Source organism: Intrasporangium chromatireducens Q5-1 (genome assembly GCF_000576575.1).
Taxonomy (GTDB): Bacteria; Actinomycetota; Actinomycetes; order Actinomycetales; family Dermatophilaceae; genus Intrasporangium_A; species Intrasporangium_A chromatireducens.
Map to the genome: position 1 here is coordinate 1 of NZ_AWQS01000076.1, position 17240 is coordinate 17240.

At 70.0% G+C, this 17240-nt stretch carries 19 protein-coding genes; all 19 read left to right on the forward strand.

Annotation, left to right across the window (positions count from 1 at the left end; genetic code table 11):
• The first annotated feature begins 68 nt into the window (after nt 1-68).
• The 19 genes from N864_RS10800 (at nt 69) to atpD (ending at nt 17187) form a co-directional block, all read left to right on the forward strand.
• A complete protein-coding gene (locus tag N864_RS10800) occupies nt 69-458 on the forward strand; it encodes a response regulator transcription factor (RefSeq protein WP_034716419.1) in 390 nt (129 codons plus the stop codon).
• On the forward strand, nt 455-1528 hold the full coding sequence (locus N864_RS10805) for a HEAT repeat domain-containing protein (protein ID WP_034716421.1): 1074 nt from the start codon (nt 455-457) through the stop codon (nt 1526-1528). Before N864_RS10800 ends, N864_RS10805 begins: the two co-directional genes overlap by 4 nt.
• Complete coding sequence (locus N864_RS26020) at nt 1525-2166, forward strand: glycosyltransferase family 2 protein (protein WP_240474289.1); 642 nt, start codon at nt 1525-1527, stop codon at nt 2164-2166. Before N864_RS10805 ends, N864_RS26020 begins: the two co-directional genes overlap by 4 nt.
• A complete protein-coding gene (locus N864_RS26025; RefSeq protein ID WP_240474290.1) occupies nt 2163-2972 on the forward strand; it encodes a glycosyltransferase family 2 protein in 810 nt (269 codons plus the stop codon). The genes N864_RS26020 and N864_RS26025 overlap by 4 nt, the downstream gene beginning before the upstream one ends.
• Nucleotides 2969-5029: a sensor histidine kinase gene (locus N864_RS23645; RefSeq protein WP_051518451.1), complete on the forward strand. Its 2061-nt coding sequence runs from the start codon at nt 2969-2971 to the stop codon at nt 5027-5029. The genes N864_RS26025 and N864_RS23645 overlap by 4 nt, the downstream gene beginning before the upstream one ends.
• 126 nt (nt 5030-5155) lie before the next feature.
• Entirely contained in the window at nt 5156-5371 is a 216-nt protein-coding gene (gene rpmE / locus N864_RS10820) for a 50S ribosomal protein L31 (protein ID WP_034716423.1), read from the forward strand.
• A gap of 130 nt (nt 5372-5501) precedes the next feature.
• Nucleotides 5502-6581 carry a peptide chain release factor 1 gene (gene prfA / locus N864_RS10825; RefSeq protein ID WP_034716425.1) on the forward strand — a complete coding sequence of 360 codons (1080 nt, stop codon included), beginning with the start codon at nt 5502-5504 and terminating at the stop codon, nt 6579-6581.
• Nucleotides 6578-7480, forward strand: a complete 903-nt coding sequence (prmC, locus tag N864_RS10830) for a peptide chain release factor N(5)-glutamine methyltransferase (RefSeq protein ID WP_034716427.1) — start codon at nt 6578-6580, stop codon at nt 7478-7480. Before prfA ends, prmC begins: the two co-directional genes overlap by 4 nt.
• Before the next feature lie 11 nt (nt 7481-7491).
• Nucleotides 7492-8178 (forward strand): L-threonylcarbamoyladenylate synthase, encoded by a 687-nt coding sequence (locus N864_RS10835; RefSeq protein ID WP_034716429.1) that lies wholly within the window; start codon nt 7492-7494, stop codon nt 8176-8178.
• Complete coding sequence (locus N864_RS10840; protein ID WP_034716431.1) at nt 8179-9276, forward strand: MraY family glycosyltransferase; 1098 nt, start codon at nt 8179-8181, stop codon at nt 9274-9276.
• A 119-nt stretch (nt 9277-9395) separates the two neighbouring features.
• Nucleotides 9396-9869, forward strand: a complete 474-nt coding sequence (locus N864_RS10845; RefSeq protein ID WP_155892901.1) for a Cg1360 family ATP-synthase-associated protein — start codon at nt 9396-9398, stop codon at nt 9867-9869.
• Nucleotides 9870-9883: 14 nt separating this feature from the next.
• Nucleotides 9884-10153: an AtpZ/AtpI family protein gene (locus N864_RS10850; protein ID WP_205620919.1), complete on the forward strand. Its 270-nt coding sequence runs from the start codon at nt 9884-9886 to the stop codon at nt 10151-10153.
• A gap of 115 nt (nt 10154-10268) precedes the next feature.
• Nucleotides 10269-11051, forward strand: coding sequence for a F0F1 ATP synthase subunit A (gene atpB / locus N864_RS10855; protein WP_034716435.1), 783 nt, complete (start codon nt 10269-10271; stop codon nt 11049-11051).
• A 107-nt stretch (nt 11052-11158) separates the two neighbouring features.
• The gene (gene atpE, locus N864_RS10860; protein ID WP_034716437.1) at nt 11159-11368 is read left to right on the forward strand and encodes an ATP synthase F0 subunit C; all 210 of its coding nucleotides are present in this window, start codon (nt 11159-11161) and stop codon (nt 11366-11368) included.
• A gap of 50 nt (nt 11369-11418) precedes the next feature.
• A complete protein-coding gene (locus N864_RS10865; RefSeq protein WP_051518452.1) occupies nt 11419-12009 on the forward strand; it encodes a F0F1 ATP synthase subunit B in 591 nt (196 codons plus the stop codon).
• Nucleotides 12009-12821, forward strand: coding sequence for a F0F1 ATP synthase subunit delta (locus N864_RS10870; RefSeq protein ID WP_034716440.1), 813 nt, complete (start codon nt 12009-12011; stop codon nt 12819-12821). Before N864_RS10865 ends, N864_RS10870 begins: the two co-directional genes overlap by 1 nt.
• A 147-nt stretch (nt 12822-12968) precedes the next feature.
• On the forward strand, nt 12969-14603 hold the full coding sequence (gene atpA, locus N864_RS10875; protein WP_034716442.1) for a F0F1 ATP synthase subunit alpha: 1635 nt from the start codon (nt 12969-12971) through the stop codon (nt 14601-14603).
• 160 nt (nt 14604-14763) lie between these two features.
• Nucleotides 14764-15699 carry a F0F1 ATP synthase subunit gamma gene (locus N864_RS10880; protein WP_034716444.1) on the forward strand — a complete coding sequence of 312 codons (936 nt, stop codon included), beginning with the start codon at nt 14764-14766 and terminating at the stop codon, nt 15697-15699.
• A 27-nt stretch (nt 15700-15726) separates the two neighbouring features.
• Nucleotides 15727-17187 carry a F0F1 ATP synthase subunit beta gene (gene atpD / locus N864_RS10885; protein WP_034716447.1) on the forward strand — a complete coding sequence of 487 codons (1461 nt, stop codon included), beginning with the start codon at nt 15727-15729 and terminating at the stop codon, nt 17185-17187.
• Nucleotides 17188-17240 lie beyond the last annotated feature (53 nt).

Below are 17240 nucleotides of genomic sequence, written 5' to 3' on the forward strand. Positions count from 1 at the left end.
GGAAGTGCTCACCTATGCCCGATTTGTCCAATACGATCGGCTCGATTCGGACACTCTCTGGGGGACTCATGCATGACCCGGCTACCGCTCGACCGCGGATCCTCGTGGCCGATGACGACGCGGACATCCGCGACCTCGTCGAGTTCAAGCTGACCCAGGCTGGGTTCGAGGTGCAGGCCGTCGCCGACGGCGTCTCCGCCTGGGTCTCGTTCGAGCAGCAGCCACCGGAGCTGGTCGTGCTCGACGTCATGATGCCGGGCATGTCCGGCATCGACGTGTTGCGCCGCATCCGGGAGAGCGAGGCACCGGCGGTGCCGGTCCTGCTGCTCAGTGCCAAGTCGCGCGACTCCGACGTCGACACCGGCTTCGAGGTCGGCGCCGACGACTACGTCATCAAGCCCTTCAGCCCGCGGGAGCTGTTGCACCGCGTCAGCGGCATGCTGGCGCGCGCGCGGTGAACCCGCACGTCCTCCTGTTCGCCGTCACGGTCGGCGTCCTTGGCGCCTGCGCGTGTCTCCTGCTCGCCGTCGTCGTCGTCCGGGTCGACCGGATCCTGGGGGGCCGCCGTGAGGAGCGCCTTCTGGAGCCGTTGCGGGGTGCGCTGATCCGGGTCGCCGCCGGTGACGACGAGGAGGGCCTCGCCGTGCGGGAGCTCGCGAGCACGAGCGGCTCGGCGGCCCGCGTGCTCGACCGACGCATCATCACCCTGTTGACGAAGGTCCGCGGGGCGCCCGCGGAACAGCTCGTGGAGGTCCTGCGCGCGCACGGCGCGGTGCACCGGGCGCACCGAGAACTGACGCACCGGTCCCCGATACGCCGGGCCCGAGCCGCGCAGGTCCTCGGCCTGACCGGCTGTGACGACGCCCGGGAGCCACTCGAGACCGCCCTTCAGGACCGGTTCATCGAGGTCCGGGGGAGCGCGGCCTTCGCCCTCGGGCTGATCGGCGACCCACGGTCGGCCGGACCGATCCTCGCAGCCGTCGGTGGGGCGACCGACCGGCGTGGCGCGCCCCTCGGCCTTCCAGCCGGTGCGGCGGTCGACGCCTTGCAGGGGATGGGCATCGCCATCTCCCGACAACTGTCGGCCGCCCTCGACGACCCCCACCCGCGCACGCGCACGGTCGCCGCCTTCATCATCGGTGAGGGCAGCTTCGTCAGTGGCCTCCCACGTCTCCGCCAGCTCATCGAGCGGGACCCGGACGCCATCGTGCGGTCCGTCTGCGCCTCGGCCATCGGTCGGCTGGGCCGCCCCGAGGACGTGCCGGCGCTGACCGCGCACACGGTGCCGACGCAGCCGACCGCCCTGCGCCGGGCCTGCGTGGCAGCCCTGGGCGAGCTCGGCGAGCCGGCCGCTGTGCCGGTGCTCTCCGGCCTCGTCAGCGATGCCGATCCCCGCGTCGGCGAGCAGGCGGCCAGCGCGCTCCTCGGGCTCGGTGCCGTCGGCGTTGCGGCGCTCGAGCCGTTCCGGGGCACGCCGGCTGCTCGCAGCGCGACCCTGCTCGCCACGTTGCGGGGGAGCCGCTCATGAGCTGGAGCGCGGTCGTGGAGGCGCTGCGCGAGGGCGTCTCCGCCGTCGTCCACCTGACCGCCCTGCCGATCCTCGTCTACTTCGTGCTGATCAACACCTCGCTGCTCGTGCTCATCCTGCTTGCCTGGGCGGAGTTCCGGGCGCAGCAGCGCAGGCGGCTGACCACCCTCGACTGGCAGGGCGGTGGCCTGGCGCCCGGGGTGTCGCTCCTCGTCCCGGCCTACAACGAGGAGGTCGGGATCGTCACGGCGGTCAAGTCGTTCCTCAGCCTGCGCTACCCCCGGCACGAGGTGGTGGTCGTCGACGACGGCAGCACCGACCGCACCTTTGCTCGGCTCGAGGAGGCGTTCGACCTGGTCGAAGTGCCGCGCCGTCTGCCGATGGACGTGCCGACCGGTGTCGCGGTCCACAGCGTCCACGTGCCCCGCGACGGCCGCACTCGGCTCGTCGTCGTGCGCAAGGAGAACTCCGGCCGCTCCGAGGCCCTCAACGTCGCGATCAACGCGGCGAGCGAGCCACTCGTCGCCATGGTCGACGGCGACTCCGTCCTCGAGCCTGACGGCCTGCTCCGGGTGACCAAGCCGTTCGTGGACGACCCGACCAGGGTCGTCGCCACCGGGGGGCCATCCGACCGGTGAACGGTAGCCGCGTCGAGTTCGGGCGGGTCGTCCGCGTCGAGATGCCGGAGTCCTGGCTGCCTCGCGTCCAGGTCCTCGAGTACCTGCGGGCGTTCCTCCTCGGCCGGACCGGCTGGTCCCGGATGGGGGCCCTCATCCTCATCAGCGGCGCCTTCGGGCTCTTTCGGCGTGACGTGCTCGTCGAGGTCGGCGGTCTGGACGCCAAGAGCATCGGTGAGGACTTCGAGCTCGTCATGCGCATCCACCGGCACCTCCGCGACGAGGGCCGTGACTACCGTGTCGAGTTCGTGCCTGAGCCGGTCTCGTGGACCGAGGTGCCGTCGACCGCGGGCGTGCTCCGCAGCCAGCGGCGGCGCTGGCACCGCGGGCTGTGGGAGACGCTCTGGGCCTATCGGAGCATGCTGTTCCGGCCCCGCTATGGGCGTATCGGCGCTCTGGCGCTGCCCTACTACTGGCTCTTCGAGCTCTTCGCTCCGTTGCTCGAGCTGTTCGGTCTCGTCATCGTGCCCGTCGGGCTCCTGCTCGGTGTCGTCAGCCTGCCGTATGCCGCCCTCTTCCTCCTGCTCGCCTACGGCTACGCGCTGCTGGTGACCTTGGCCGCCCTGCTCGCGGACGAATGGGCCTTCCACCGGCACGGCCGCTGGCGGGCCATCTGGATCGCGCTCGCCGCGGCCACGCTGGAGAACTTCGGCTACCGCCAGCTGACGGTGTGGTGGCGGCTCGAGGGCTGGTGGGCCAGCCTCCGCGGGCGGCGCCACGTCTGGGGCGTGATGACCCGGATAGGCTTCGACGAGGGACTCTCGTGATCCTCGGCCGCCGCAGGCGCCCCGGTGGCTCGGCCAGCGCCCACGTGCGCACCCTCGTCATCGTGCTCGTCGTCCTCATCCCACTGGGCACCCTGGCCTCCTTGCTCATGATCAGCCAACAGGGCCGGACGGTTCGCACCCTGACCCTCTCGCTCGGTCCGGCCGTCGAGGCCAACACCACCGTGCTGCTGGAGATGACGCGGGCGCGCGGCACCTGGCTGGACAGCCAGTGGGGTGCCGGTCTCCCGGCCACCCTGGCGGCCCTCGAGGCGCACCGGTCGAGCGCCGAGGCCGAGCTCGAGGCGCTGGACGCCGCGACGGCACGCGAGGAGCTGCCCTCGCCCCACCGATCCGCCTACACGGAGCTGACCCAGCGGCAGCGGCAGACGATCGGGGCGTGGTTCGTCGCGGCGGAGCGCTCCGCGCGCGCCGGCCCGGGCGGACCTTCCCGATTGCGGGAGCAGGCCGAGGTGGCGTGGCGGGACTACGCCGCCTCGAACGGCTCCCTCGGCGACCGCCTGCGGTCCGATCGCAACGTGGCCCGTGCGAAGTCCCGGACAGCCCTGACGACGCTCGCGTTCGTCGTCTTCGGCGTCGCGGTCGTCTCGATCGGCGGTCTGCTCCTCGTCGCATACCGGATGCGGCGTTCCATCGTGCGACCCCTCGAACGGCTGAGCGAGGTCGTGCGCAGCCGGGTCGAGGGCGACCCGTCCGCCTTCGCCGACACGCACCACGGGGCGGACGAGGTGCGCACGCTGGCGCGCGACTTCAACACGCTGACCCGGGAGAACGCCAGGTTCGTAGCCCAGCAGGGCGACGAGCTGCGCACCCGTCAGCTCGTCCTCGAGGTCTCGCGCGGCGTGCGCCAGGCCAACGACGTGCCCGCGGCCCTCGACGGTGTCTGTCGCGACCTCGGCGCGGGTCTGGGCGCCGACCGGGTCATGCTCTACACGCTCGACGAGGGCCTCGGCGTGCGTGAGCGGAGCCAGTGGCACGCCGACGCCCTGCCCGGTCTGCCGCCGCTGCCGGCGTCGGTCGCGCGGCAGGTCGCGGGTGTGGAGGCGGAGCTGCGCGAGCTCGGTGGTGGGGCGGTGGTCCTGCCCGACGTCTTCGACCCCGAGTGGGCCAGCGACCCGCGAGTCCTGGCCTTCCACCGCGCCACCGGCGCCCGATCGCTCGTGCTCGTCCCGGTCGGCTCAGGTGACCAGGGCCTGGACGTGCTCGCCGTCCTGAGCGTCGACCAGCCCAGGTGGTGGCAGCCCAACGAGGTCTACGCCGCCGAGCAGAGCGCCATCATGCTGGCCCGGGCCATCGTCCAGCTCCGACTCGCCGAGATGCGGGAGGAGCAGGTGGAGCGCCTGATGGAGCTCGACCACCAGAAGACCGACTTCATGGCCACCATCAGCCACGAGCTGCGCACACCGCTGACGTCGATCAGCGGCTACCTCGAGCTGCTCGAGGACGGCGACTTCGGAGAGCTCAACACGGGGCAGGTCCAGGCACTCGCCGTCGTGCGGCGCAACGCGTCTCGGCTGCGCGGCCTCATCGAGGACCTGCTCGTCCTGAACAAGATCGAGAGCACCGGTCTGGAGACCGCCCTCGACGACGTGCCGGTGGCCGACCTCGTCCGGTGCGTGCTCGAGACGATGGAGCCAGCGGCAGCGGGCACGCAGGTGAGCCTCGTCGCGCCGCCCGTCCCCGACGGCCTCACCGTGCGGGCCGACCGGTCCCAGATCGAGCGGGCCCTGATCAACCTCGGCTCCAACGCCGTGAAGTTCACCCCGGCCGGGGGCACGGTTACCATCGACGCCGCACGGGCGGACGGGACCGTCCGCATCAGGATCGCCGACACCGGCATCGGCATCCCTGAGGCGGACCTGACCCGTCTGGCGGAGCGCTTCTTCCGGGCCGGCAACGCCACGGCGGCGGCCATCCCGGGCACCGGCCTCGGGCTGGCCATCGTCCGCACCATCGTCGAGGGCCACGGCGGCCGCCTCGACGTCGAGTCGACCGAGGGTGAGGGGACGACGATGATCGTGACCCTGCCCGCCGCCTAGCGGGAATGCCGGTGGGCAGTCTCGTGTTGGGATGGTGTGCGCCGACATGGCACACTCTTCCTTTGGACCGGTTCACGGCACATTGCCATCCGCAGCCGACCCGGCCATGACCTCAAGGAGACACCGTTGAAGAAGGACCTTCACCCTGACTACGTGGAGACCCAGGTGACCTGCACCTGTGGCAACACGTTCACCACCCGCAGCACGGCGACGAGCGGCAAGATCAACGCCGACGTCTGCTCCCAGTGCCACCCGTTCTACACCGGCAAGCAGAAGATTCTCGACACCGGTGGCCGTGTCGCCCGGTTCCAGGCGCGCTACGGCAAGAAGGCCGCCAAGTAGGTCCCCCGTTCGCCGGCTCCCACGACCATGGTCGTCGGGGGCCGGCGTTCGCTTTCTCCCGTCCCGTTCCCCGACCGTCCCGCCGGTTCCGCCCTGGGCGGCCCATGAGCCAGCAGCATGAGGAGCCATCGTGCTCGACACAGTGCAGTCGATCCTCGACGAGTACGCCACGCTCGAGGCGCGGCTCGGCGACCCCGCCGTCCACTCGGACCAGGACCTCGTGCGGACGCTCAACAAGCGCTACGCCCACCTCGGCCCCGTGGTGGCGGCGGCCCGGGCGTGGACCACCGCGCGGGAGGACCTCGCCGCGGCCCGTGAGCTCGCCGAGGAGGACGCGTCCTTCGCCGACGAGGTCCCGGCCCTCGAGGAGGCCCTCGAGCAGGCCGAGGAGCACCTGCGCCGGATGCTCGTCCCCCGCGACCCCGACGACGACCGGAACGTCATCCTCGAGGTCAAGGCCGGCGAGGGCGGGGAGGAGTCGGCCCTGTTCGCCGGCGACCTGCTCCGGATGTACCTGCGCTACGCCGAGCAGCGCGGCTGGCGCACCCAGGTCGAGGACGCGACCGAGTCGGACCTCGGCGGCTACAAGGACGTGCGGGTCTCCGTCTCGGCGAAGGGACATCCCGGGCCGGGTGAGGGCCCGTGGGCGCGGCTCAAGTACGAGGGTGGCGTCCATCGCGTGCAGCGGGTCCCGGTGACGGAGTCCCAGGGCCGGATCCACACCTCCGCCGCCGGCGTGCTCGTCATGCCGGAGGTCGAGGACCAGGGCGAGGTCGAGCTCGACCCGAACGACCTGCGCGTCGACGTCTACCGCTCATCCGGACCGGGCGGCCAGAGCGTCAACACGACCGACTCCGCCGTGCGGATCACGCACCTGCCCACCGGGGTCGTCGTCTCGTGCCAGAACGAGAAGTCCCAGCTGCAGAACAAGGAGGCTGCCCTGCGCGTCCTGCGGGCCCGCCTCCGGCAGATGGCCCAGGACGCCGCCGATGCCGAGGCGTCCGCGGCCCGTCGGTCCCAGGTCCGCACCGTCGACCGGTCGGAGCGGATCCGCACCTACAACTTCCCGGAGAACCGCATCTCCGACCACCGCACCGGCTACAAGGCGTACAACCTCGACCACGTCCTCGACGGTGACCTCGACCCCGTGGTGCAGTCCGCCATGGACGCCGACGAGGCGGCCCGTCTCGCCGCGCTGGCCGAGTCGTGACGGACCTGCGCGGCCTCGTCCGGGCCGGGGCGAGCACCCTCGCCGCCGTCGGGATCGCCTCCCCGGAGGTCGACGCCCTCGTGCTCGCCGCGCACGTTTTGGGCGTGGACGTCGCCGAGGCGCGCCGCCGGATGGTGCTCGGCGGTGACCTCCCAGCCGGCTTCGAGGACGCGTATGCCGCTGAGCTCGCCGAGCGCGCCCGCCGGGTGCCGCTGCAGCACCTGACCGGACGCGCCCACTTCCGCCGCATCGCCCTCGCCGTGGGGCCGGGGGTCTTCGTGCCCCGGCCCGAGACCGAGGTCCTCGTCGACCTCGCGCTCGCCGAGATCGACCGCCGGCACGCCGGGCAGGGGAGGGGACTACGGGTGGTCGACCTGTGCACCGGGTCGGGTGCGATCGCGCTGGCGATCAAGGACGAGCGGCCGGACGTCACGGTCCGGGCGCTCGAGCTGTCCGAGGAGGCGTTCGCCTGGGCGGAGCACAACCGGACGAACCTCGGCCTCGACGTCGAGATCTCGCAGGGTGACGCGACCGCGCCGTGCTTCCCGGGCTGGCGTGGAGCCGTCGACGTCGTCACCGTCAACCCGCCCTACATCCCGGTCGGCGCCGTGCCGGTCGACCCCGAGGTGCGCGACCACGACCCTGACGTCGCGCTCTACGGCGGGAGCGCCGACGGGCTCGCCATCCCACTGCGAGTCGCCTCGGTGGCCGCGTCGCTCCTGCGTCCCGGCGGCTTGCTGCTCATGGAACACGCCGACTCCCAAGGGGACTCGCTCCCCGCAGCCCTGGGCGCGGCCGGGCCGTGGGCCGACGTCACCGACACCCCTGACCTGTCCGGCCGACCCCGCGTCACCTCCGCCCGCCGGCGGCGTGACGCCGGTCCCAACGACGCGGACTAGGCTGCCCTCCCATGAGTGAAGTCTTCGACTGCGCGGACGAGGCCGGCCGCGCGGACGGGATCGCGGCCGCCGCCGCGGCGGTCAGGCGGGGGGAGGTCGTCGTCCTGCCGACCGACACCGTCTACGGGATCGGGTGCGACGCCTTCGATGCCGGAGCCGTCGCCTCGGTGCTCGCCGCCAAGGGCCGGGGCCGTGACAAGCCGCCGCCCGTGCTCATCCCGACCGGACGGACGGCGCTCGGGCTCGCCACCGCCGTCCCGCACTACGCGACCGTCCTCATGGAGCGGTTCTGGCCGGGCCCGCTCACGGTGGTGCTGCAGGCGCACACCTCGCTGCACTGGGACCTCGGCGACACCAACGGGACCGTCGCCCTCCGAGTGCCCGACCACCCGGTCGCGCTCGAGCTGCTCGGCGACGTCGGCCCGATGGCGGTCACCAGCGCGAACACGACGGGCGACCCCGCGGCGCGCACCGCGCACGAGGCGCGAACCATGCTGGGCGAGGACGTCGCCGTCTATCTCGACGCCGGACCCGTCGAGGCGGGCGAGCCGTCCACCATCATCGACTGCACCGGACCCGAGCCGGTGACCCTCCGTCTCGGCGCGCTCAGCCAGGCGGAGATCGACGCGGCGCTCGCCGTCGAGGACGGCGAGTCCGTGCCCCAGCCGGAGGACGCGGCGGGGAACGCGAGCGTCTAGGTGCACGAGTACGTCCTGATCCTCATCGTCGCCGCCGGGGTGACCTACATCGTCACCCCGTTCGTGCGCAGCCTCGCGGTCGCCACGGGCGCGTTCACCCCGGTCCGGGAGCGGGACGTCCACAAGACGCCCATCCCGCGGCTCGGGGGAGTGGGCATCTACCTCGGCTTCGTCTCGGCGGCGCTCGTGGCGCGGTCACTGCCCTACCTGGGGACGCTCTTCTCGGACCGTCAGATCCTCGGCATCGTCGCCGCGGGCGGGATCGTCTGCCTGCTCGGTGCCTTCGACGACATCCGCGAGCTCGACTGGCTCACCAAGCTGGCCGGACAGATCCTCGCTGCCGGCCTGATGGCCTACGCCGGCGTGCAGCTGCTCTCGCTGCCGGTCTTCGGCGTGACGATCCTGCCGACACCGGTCCTCGTCGCCGTCACCGTCCTCGTCGTGATCGTCTCGACGAACGCGGTCAACTTCATCGACGGGCTCGACGGGCTCGCGGCCGGCGTGGTCGGCATCGCGGCCCTCGCCTTCTTCATGTACTCCTACATCGTGTCGCGCTCGTTCGAGCCGGCCAACGTCTTCTCCACGGCGACCTTCGTCTCCGCCGCGCTCGTCGGCTGCTGCGCCGGCTTCCTGCCGCACAACTTCCATCCCGCCCGGCTCTTCATGGGCGACTCCGGGGCGCTCACGCTCGGCCTGCTCCTGTCGGCGGCGACGATCACCCTCACCGGCAACGTGGACCCGGGTGACGTGTCGGCGAACCAGGTCACCGCCGCCTTCCTGCCCGTCCTCGTGCCCCTCGCCGTGCTGCTGCTGCCCCTGCTCGACATGGTGCTCGCCGTCGTGCGCCGCACCCGGGCCGGGCAGCGGCCCTGGCAGCCGGATGCCATGCACCTGCACCACCGGATGCTCCGCATCGGTCATGGACACCGGCGCGCGGTCCTCATCCTCTACATGTGGGCCGCGATCGTCGCGCTCGGCTCGGTCTCCCTCGTCATCTGGGACGGGTGGACTCCCGTGCTCGTCGTCATCGGCGCCGCCATCGTCGGCGTCGTGCTCACTCTCTGGCTGCCCAAGTGGAGCCCGGCGAAGGGCTTGTGATAGCATTCACAAGCACCTTGGGAAAGTCTGAGAGCCACCGTCCGAGGGTGCGAAACCCCTTGATCAGCAACAAATTCGACAACGACTTCGTCGCAGCCGACGCACTAGGCAGGTCCTCCTTGAGCGCCACATCCGGCCGCAACGCATCGCAGTCCGATGCGTTCGCGCAGCTTCTGCGCGGGTGCGTCCTGCCGACCCTCGTCGCCGCCGTCATCTGCGTTGCGGTCGGCTTCTTCTTCAGCCCGCTCGCGGCCTGGTCCGCGGGCTTCGGCGCCGCCCTCGTCATCGTCTTCTTCGGGCTGACGCTGTTCGTCATGAAGCGCACGGCGGACCTCGCGCCGAGCACCACGATGATCGTCGTGATGATCACCTACACGTTGAAGGTCGTCGTCCTCGGCATCGTGATGTTCCTGCTGCGTGACGCGACGTGGGTGTCCGGCTACGCCGTCGGCGTCAGCATCACCGTGTGCGCCATCGTCTGGCTGTTCTTCGAGATGCGCGCCTACAAGCACCTGCGCGTCTTCGTCTACGACCCGGAGGGCGAGGCTTCGCTCGAGCCGGACCGCAGGCAGGGGCCGACAGATGAACCGTGAGATCGGAGGCCGGCATGAGCCCGTCCGAGCCAGAACGCCCCTCGCCGGAGCACGACGACGAGGATGCCGAGGCCGCCAAGGAGCGGCTGCGCGCCTTCAACGTCCGAGAGCAGGACTCGGCCTGGCGGGCCATCGCCTACCTGATCACCGGGCCGCTCATCTACGGGGGGATCGGTGCCCTTCTCGACCACTGGCTGGGCACGTCGTGGATCGTCGGTGTGGGCATCGTCGGGGGGATGGCCCTGTCGATCTACTACATCTGGTTCCGGTACGGTACCCACTGAGCCTGTCGTGGTGGGCCCGACGTAGCACACCGGAATTGACAGTTGCTGGGAGCGCCGAGAGCCGCCCCGCACCCCCCACCACCAGTCCTGCCCCGCGCAGCCGAAGGAGATACCTGTGAGCATCGAGGCCGCCGTCCTGCCGACGCAATACGAGCCTCCCGGCACCGCGGACTTCTGGATCCCGCTCATCGGCGACGGCGCGTGGGCGTTCACGCGCGCCTCCCTGCTCGCCCTCGTGTCGGTCGGTCTCATCTGGTGGTGGCTGCACGCGACGACGAAGAAGAAGGCGCTCGTCCCCAGCATGGGGCAGATGGGCACCGAGGCGGTGTACGGCTTCGTGCGCAACGGCATCGCCAAGGACCTCATCGGCAGCAAGGAGTTCCTCAAGTTCGTCCCGCTGCTCTTCTCGCTGTTCGTCTTCATCCTCGTCAACAACCTCTTCGGCGTGGTGCCGCCGTTCCAGAACCCGACGATGGGACGCATCGGCTTCCCGATCGCGCTGACCCTCGTCGTCTTCGTCGTCTACCACTGGGTCGGCATCAAGAAGCACGGCTTCGTCGGCTACTGGAAGTCCCTCGTGCCGGCCGGTCTGCCCAAGGCCATGGTCCCGGCGATCTTCTTCCTCGAGCTGATCACCGACATGTTCACCCGTCCGGTGACGCTCGCCCTGCGACTCTTCGGCAACATGTTCGCCGGCCACATCATGATGATCCTGTTCATCACCGGTGGCTGGTACATGCTCAACTCCGGCGGCATCCTGCCGATCTTCGGTGGCGTGACCTGGATCATGACCTTCGTCATGACCCTCTTCGAGCTGCTGGTCGAGGTCCTGCAGGCCTACGTCTTCACCCTGCTCGCGGCCCTCTACATCGGCGGTGCCGTCGCCGACGAGCACTGAGGGCGAGCGCCGGGCGACCCGACCCGCACCACCCTGAAGTAGCTAGCTGTTCGACCCGCTCCGCTGGTAAAGGCCAGCGGGACCGACACAAAGGAAATGGAATCAACATGACCGGCAACATCGCCATCCTCGGTTACGGCCTGTCCGCCATCGGCCCCGGTATCGGTGTCGGCCTGATCTTCGCGGCCTACATCAACGGCGTGGCTCGGCAGCCCGAGGCCCGCGGCATGCTGCAGCCGATCGCCTTCCTCGGTATGGCCATCGCCGAGGCGCTCGCCATCTTCGGTATCGCGCTCGCCTTCGTCTTCAAGTCCTGAGTGCATCCGGCCGGCCACTCGGCCACCTGTGAAATGTTGAGGAGATGCGCATGCACGCATTGACATTCCCCGCCGCTGGGGACGGATCCGGTTGGGGCAGCCTGCCCCCGATCATCCCGCACCCGCTCGAGCTCATCTTTGGCCTCGTCACCTTCGCGGTCATCTACTGGGTGGTGAAGCAGAAGATCATGCCGCGGCTGGAGGAGATCTACGCCGAGCGTGCTGCTGCCATCGAGGGTGGCATCAACAAGGCCGAGGAAGCCCAGGCCCAGGCCCAGGCGGCGCTGCAGGAGTACCAGGCGCAGCTGACCGAGGCTCGCGCCGAGGCCTCCCGCATCCGCGAGGACGCCAAGGCCCAGGGCGCGCAGATCATCGCCGAGATGAAGCAGCAGGCGGCCAGCGAGGCGACTCGGATCACCGACACCGCGCACAAGCAGATCGAGGCCGAGCGCCAGCAGGCCCTCGTCTCGCTGCGCAACGACGTCGGGCGGATCTCCACCGACCTCGCCAGCCGCATCGTCGGTGAGTCGCTCCACGACGAGACCCGTCAGCGCGGCATCGTCGACCGCTTCCTCGCGGAGCTCGAGTCGGGCGACGTCGTCCGGGAGAAGGTCGGCGCCGTCGAGGGTGAGGACTCCTGATGCAGGGCTCCTCCCGCGCTGCTGCGGTCTCCACCCGTGACGCCTTCCGCGAGACCCTCGTGGGCGGCGCCGAGCCGGCGCGCCTCGGCGACGAGCTGTTCGCCGTCGTGGACACCCTCGACTCCAGCTCGACGCTGCGTCGCGCTCTCGCCGACAGCTCACGGGAGGCCGCCGAGAAGCAGGGCCTCGTCCAGCGGCTCTTTGCCGGCAAGGTGAGCGACGCGGCCGTGCAGGTGCTGGTCGTCGCGAGCGGTGAGCGGTGGTCCTCCGACCGTGACCTCACGGACACGATCGAGGGCCTCGCCGTCGAAGCGGTCATCGCGGCCGCGGAGGCAGCCGACCGCGCCGACCGGGTCGAGGACGAGCTGTTCCGCTTCGAGCGGATCGTGGCCGCCGACAGCGGTCTGCACGCCGCGATCAGCAACCCGTCCGCCCCGGTCGACTCGCGGGTCTCGCTCGTCAACGAGCTCCTCGGCGGCAAGGTCGCCGACGAGACGCTGACGCTCGCCCGCCAGGCGGTCGCCCACCCGCGAGGCCGCCGGTTCGACCGAACCGTGCAGACCTACCTCGACCTCGCTGCCAAGCGGCGCGACCAGCAGACCGCGACGGTGACGTCCGCGGTGCCGCTGACCGACGCCGAGCGGGACCGTCTCGCCGCCGGCCTGGCCGGAATCTACGGTGGGAAGATCCACGTCAACACCGTCGTCGACCCACGGGTCATGGGCGGCATCAAGGTCGAGATCGGTGACGAGCTCATCGATGGCACGGTCCTGCGCAAGCTCGAGGGCGCCCGCCGCGCCATGGGTGCTTGAGCCAAGGTGTGAGGACACGAGCGAGGAACGAGCGAGGCCCGGAGCACCGGTTCGGCTCAAGCACCAACAAGCTCGGCTCCACGAGACAGCAGCAATAAGAAACCAGCGGCCCGCCAGACGTGGCCGAAACGAGGAGAAGATCATCAGATGACGGAGCTATCGATCCGTCCGGAGGAGATCCGGGAAGCACTGGACTCGTTCGTCCAGTCGTACGAGCCCGGCGCGGCCTCCCGCGAAGAGGTCGGCCGCGTCACCGACGCCGGTGACGGTATCGCTCACGTCGAGGGTCTGCCCTCGGCCATGACCAACGAGCTGCTGCAGTTCGAGGACGGCACCCTCGGCCTGGCGCTCAACCTCGACGTCCACGAGATCGGCGTCGTCGTGCTCGGTGACTTCAACGGCATCGAGGAGGGCCAGTCGGTCAAGCGCACCGGCGAGGTCCTCTCGGTCCCGGTCGGGGACAACTTCCTCGGTCGCGTCGTCGACCCGCTCGGCAACCCGATCGACGGTCTCGGTGAGATCACGACGACCGAGCGCCGCGCGCTCGAGCTGCAGGCGCCGACGGTCGTCCAGCGCAAGTCGGTGCACGAGCCGCTGCAGACGGGCATCAAGGCCGTCGACTCCATGACGCCGATCGGCCGTGGCCAGCGTCAGCTCATCATCGGCGACCGCCAGACCGGCAAGACGACGGTCGCGATCGACACGATCATCAACCAGAAGCGCAACTGGGAGTCCGGCGACCCGAACGCCCAGGTCCGGTGCATCTACGTCGCGATCGGCCAGAAGGGCTCGACCATCGCGTCGGTCCGCGGCACCCTCGAAGAGGCCGGCGCCCTCGAGTACACGACGATCGTCGCCGCTCCGGCGTCCGAGTCCGCGGGCTTCAAGTACCTCGCCCCCTACACCGGTTCGGCCATCGGCCAGCACTGGATGTACCAGGGCAAGCACGTCCTCATCGTCTTCGACGACCTGTCCAAGCAGGCCGAGGCCTACCGCGCCGTGTCGCTGCTGCTGCGCCGTCCGCCGGGCCGCGAGGCATACCCGGGCGACGTCTTCTACCTGCACAGCCGGCTGCTCGAGCGCTGCGCGAAGCTGTCCGACGACCTCGGCGCCGGCTCCATGACGGGCCTGCCGATCATCGAGACGAAGGCCGGTGACGTCTCGGCGTACATCCCGACCAACGTCATCTCGATCACCGACGGCCAGATCTACCTGCAGGCCGACCTGTTCAACGCCAACGTCCGTCCCGCGATCGACGTGGGTGTGTCGGTGTCCCGAGTCGGTGGCGCTGCCCAGATCAAGGCGATGAAGTCGGTCGCCGGTCGCCTCAAGCTCGACCTGGCGCAGTTCCGCGCGATGGAGGCGTTCGCGATGTTCGCCTCCGACCTCGACCCGGCCTCGCGTGCCCAGCTGGCCCGTGGTGCCCGGCTCGTCGAGCTGCTCAAGCAGCCGCAGAGCAGCCCGTACCCGGTCGAGGAGCAGGTCGTCTCCATCTGGGCCGGCACGACCGGTCGGCTCGACGACATCGCCGTCGAGGACGTCCGGTCGTTCGAGCAGGAGCTGCTCGAGCAGCTGCGGCGCGAGGGCAAGATCCTCCAGACGATCCGTGAGACGCAGAAGCTCGACGACGACACCGAGGCTGCGCTCGAGAAGGTCACCGAGGACCTGAAGTTCACCTTCAAGGGCTCCGGCAAGGACTCGGTGGCTGCGGGCACCGAGGAGTACGACGAGCTCGAGGATGACCAGATCACCCAGGCGAAGATCGTCAAGCAGAAGCGCTGACGGTGCGACGCTGCCCCTCCCAGCCCGCCGCTCGGTGAGCGGTGGGCTGGGAGCGGGGTGAGCGACATACCCGATCGACAGCAGCGGACGCCAGCGCGAGCGGCTGACGAACCCACCACGACCTAGACGACCAACTTAGAGACCAAGAGAGGCGGAGCACATGGGAGCGCAGATGCGGATCTACCGCCAGCGCATCAAGTCCGTCCAGTCCATCCGGAAGATCACCAACGCGATGGAGCTGATCGCGGCCGCCCGCGTCGTCAAGGCCCGTCAGCGTGCCGTCGAGGCGATGCCCTACACGAGTGCGCTGACCCGCGCCGTGTCGGCCGTGGCGACGAACGCCAACGAGGACCACCCGCTCACGAGCGCGAAGGAGACGGCGACCCGCGCGGGCGTCGTCATCATCACCGCCGACCGGGGCCTCGCCGGTGCCTACTCCGTCTCCGCGATCAAGGAGAGCAACGAGCTCATCGAGAAGCTGCGCGGAGAGGGCAAGGAGGTCCTGCCCTACCTCGTCGGACGCAAGGCGGTGACGTACTACAACTTCCGGCGCCGTGAGTTCACCGCCGAGTGGAGCGGCTTCACCGACGCGCCGCAGTTCGAGAACGCCCGCGAGATCGCGGACCGGATCACCGCCGACTTCCTCAAGGAGACGGACCAGGGCGGCATCGACGAGGTGCACATCGTCTACACCCGCTTCCGCTCGATGGTCACCCAGGAGCCGCACGTGCTGCGCCTGCTGCCCCTCGAGGTCGTCGAGGCCGGCGACGCCGGTGAGGACGGCGTCGACCTCTCGGTCCGGCAGTACGAGGAGGGCGAGCTGCTCCCCGAGTACGACTTCGAGCCGAACGCGAACGAGGTGCTCGACGCGCTCCTGCCGAAGTACGTCCGCAACCGGGTCTTCACCTGCCTGCTCAGCTCGGCGGCGTCCGAGCTCGCCGCGCGGCAGCGCGCGATGAAGTCCGCCACCGACAACGCCGGGGAGCTCATCAAGAACTACGAGCGCCTCGCCAACCAGGCACGCCAGGCCGGCATCACGCAAGAGATCAGCGAAATCGTGGGCGGTGCGAACGCCCTCGCCGACGCACAGAAGTAAGCCCACGAAGGTTAGGAAGCATCAGCCATGACTGCAACTGTCAGTGAGAACACCGCTGGCGCCCCGGCCCAGGGTGCCTCCGGGCGCATCTCCCGGATCATCGGCCCGGTTGTCGACGTCGAGTTCCCGAGCGACGCGATGCCGGACATGTACAACCTCCTCAAGACCGAGGTGACCCTCCAGGGCGAGACGCGCAACCTCAACCTCGAGGTGGCCCAGTACGTCGGGGACAACATGGTGCGAGCCATCTCGCTCCAGCCCACCGACGGCCTCGTGCGCGGTGCCGCGGTGCAGGACACCGGTGGGCCCATCACGGTGCCCGTCGGAGACATCACCCTCGGCCACGTCTTCAACGCCACGGGTGACTGCCTCAACCTCGAGCCGGGCGAGACGCTCGAGGTCACCGAGCGCTGGGGGATCCACCGCCGGGCCCCGCAGTTCGACCAGCTCGAGTCGAAGACCCAGATGTTCGAGACGGGCATCAAGGTCATCGACCTGCTCACCCCGTATGTCCAGGGTGGCAAGATCGGCCTGTTCGGTGGTGCGGGCGTCGGCAAGACGGTCCTCATCCAGGAGATGATCGCCCGAGTCGCGCGCGACCACGGTGGCGTGTCGGTGTTCGCCGGCGTCGGCGAGCGCACCCGTGAGGGCAACGACCTCATGGTGGAGATGGAGGAGGCGGGCGTCCTCGGACAGACCGCACTCGTCTTCGGCCAGATGGACGAGCCGCCGGGCACCCGCCTGCGCGTCGCCCTGTCGGCCCTGACGATGGCGGAGTACTTCCGCGACGTCCAGAAGCAGGACGTGCTCCTGTTCATCGACAACATCTTCCGGTTCACCCAGGCCGGCTCGGAGGTCTCCACGCTGCTCGGCCGCATGCCGAGTGCGGTCGGCTACCAGCCGAACCTCGCCGACGAGATGGGCGTCCTGCAGGAGCGGATCACCTCGACGCGCGGTCACTCGATCACCTCGATGCAGGCGATCTACGTGCCCGCCGACGACTACACCGACCCGGCTCCGGCCACGACGTTCGCGCACCTCGACGCGACGACCGAGCTCTCGCGCGACATCGCGTCGATGGGTATCTACCCGGCCGTCGACCCGCTCTCCTCGACGAGCCGGATCCTCGACCCCCGGTACATCTCGCAGGACCACTACAACACCGCCGTCCGGATCAAGTCGATCCTGCAGCGCAACAAGGAGCTGCAGGACATCATCGCGATCCTCGGCATCGACGAGCTCTCCGAGGAGGACAAGATCCTCGTCAACCGGGCTCGCCGGATCCAGCGGTTCCTGTCGCAGAACACCTACGTCGCCAAGCAGTTCACCGGCATCGAGGGCTCCACGGTCCCGCTGTCCGAGACGGTCGAGGCGTTCACCAAGATTGCCGACGGCGAGTACGACCACGTCGGTGAGCAGGCGTTCTTCATGTGCGGCGGCCTCGAGGACGTCGAGCGCCAGTGGGCCGAGATCCAGAAGAACCTCTGACCGGTTCTTCGGGCGGACCGATGAGTATGCCGCTGGGCGCGCTTCCCAGGAAG

Bases quoted from the DNA above. Each gene is read 5' to 3' on its own strand.
- N864_RS10800 (WP_034716419.1), top strand. From the start codon at position 69: ATGCATGACCCGGCTACCGCTCGACCGCGGATCCTCGTGGCCGATGAC.
- N864_RS26020 (WP_240474289.1), top strand. From the start codon at position 1,525: ATGAGCTGGAGCGCGGTCGTGGAGGCGCTGCGCGAGGGCGTCTCCGCC.
- N864_RS10835 (WP_034716429.1), top strand. From the start codon at position 7,492: ATGAGTGAAGTCTTCGACTGCGCGGACGAGGCCGGCCGCGCGGACGGG.
- N864_RS10850 (WP_205620919.1), top strand. From the start codon at position 9,884: ATGAGCCCGTCCGAGCCAGAACGCCCCTCGCCGGAGCACGACGACGAG.
- atpE (WP_034716437.1), top strand. From the start codon at position 11,159: ATGACCGGCAACATCGCCATCCTCGGTTACGGCCTGTCCGCCATCGGC.
- N864_RS10865 (WP_051518452.1), top strand. From the start codon at position 11,419: ATGCACGCATTGACATTCCCCGCCGCTGGGGACGGATCCGGTTGGGGC.
- N864_RS10870 (WP_034716440.1), top strand. From the start codon at position 12,009: ATGCAGGGCTCCTCCCGCGCTGCTGCGGTCTCCACCCGTGACGCCTTC.
- atpA (WP_034716442.1), top strand. From the start codon at position 12,969: ATGACGGAGCTATCGATCCGTCCGGAGGAGATCCGGGAAGCACTGGAC.
- N864_RS10880 (WP_034716444.1), top strand. From the start codon at position 14,764: ATGGGAGCGCAGATGCGGATCTACCGCCAGCGCATCAAGTCCGTCCAG.
- atpD (WP_034716447.1), top strand. From the start codon at position 15,727: ATGACTGCAACTGTCAGTGAGAACACCGCTGGCGCCCCGGCCCAGGGT.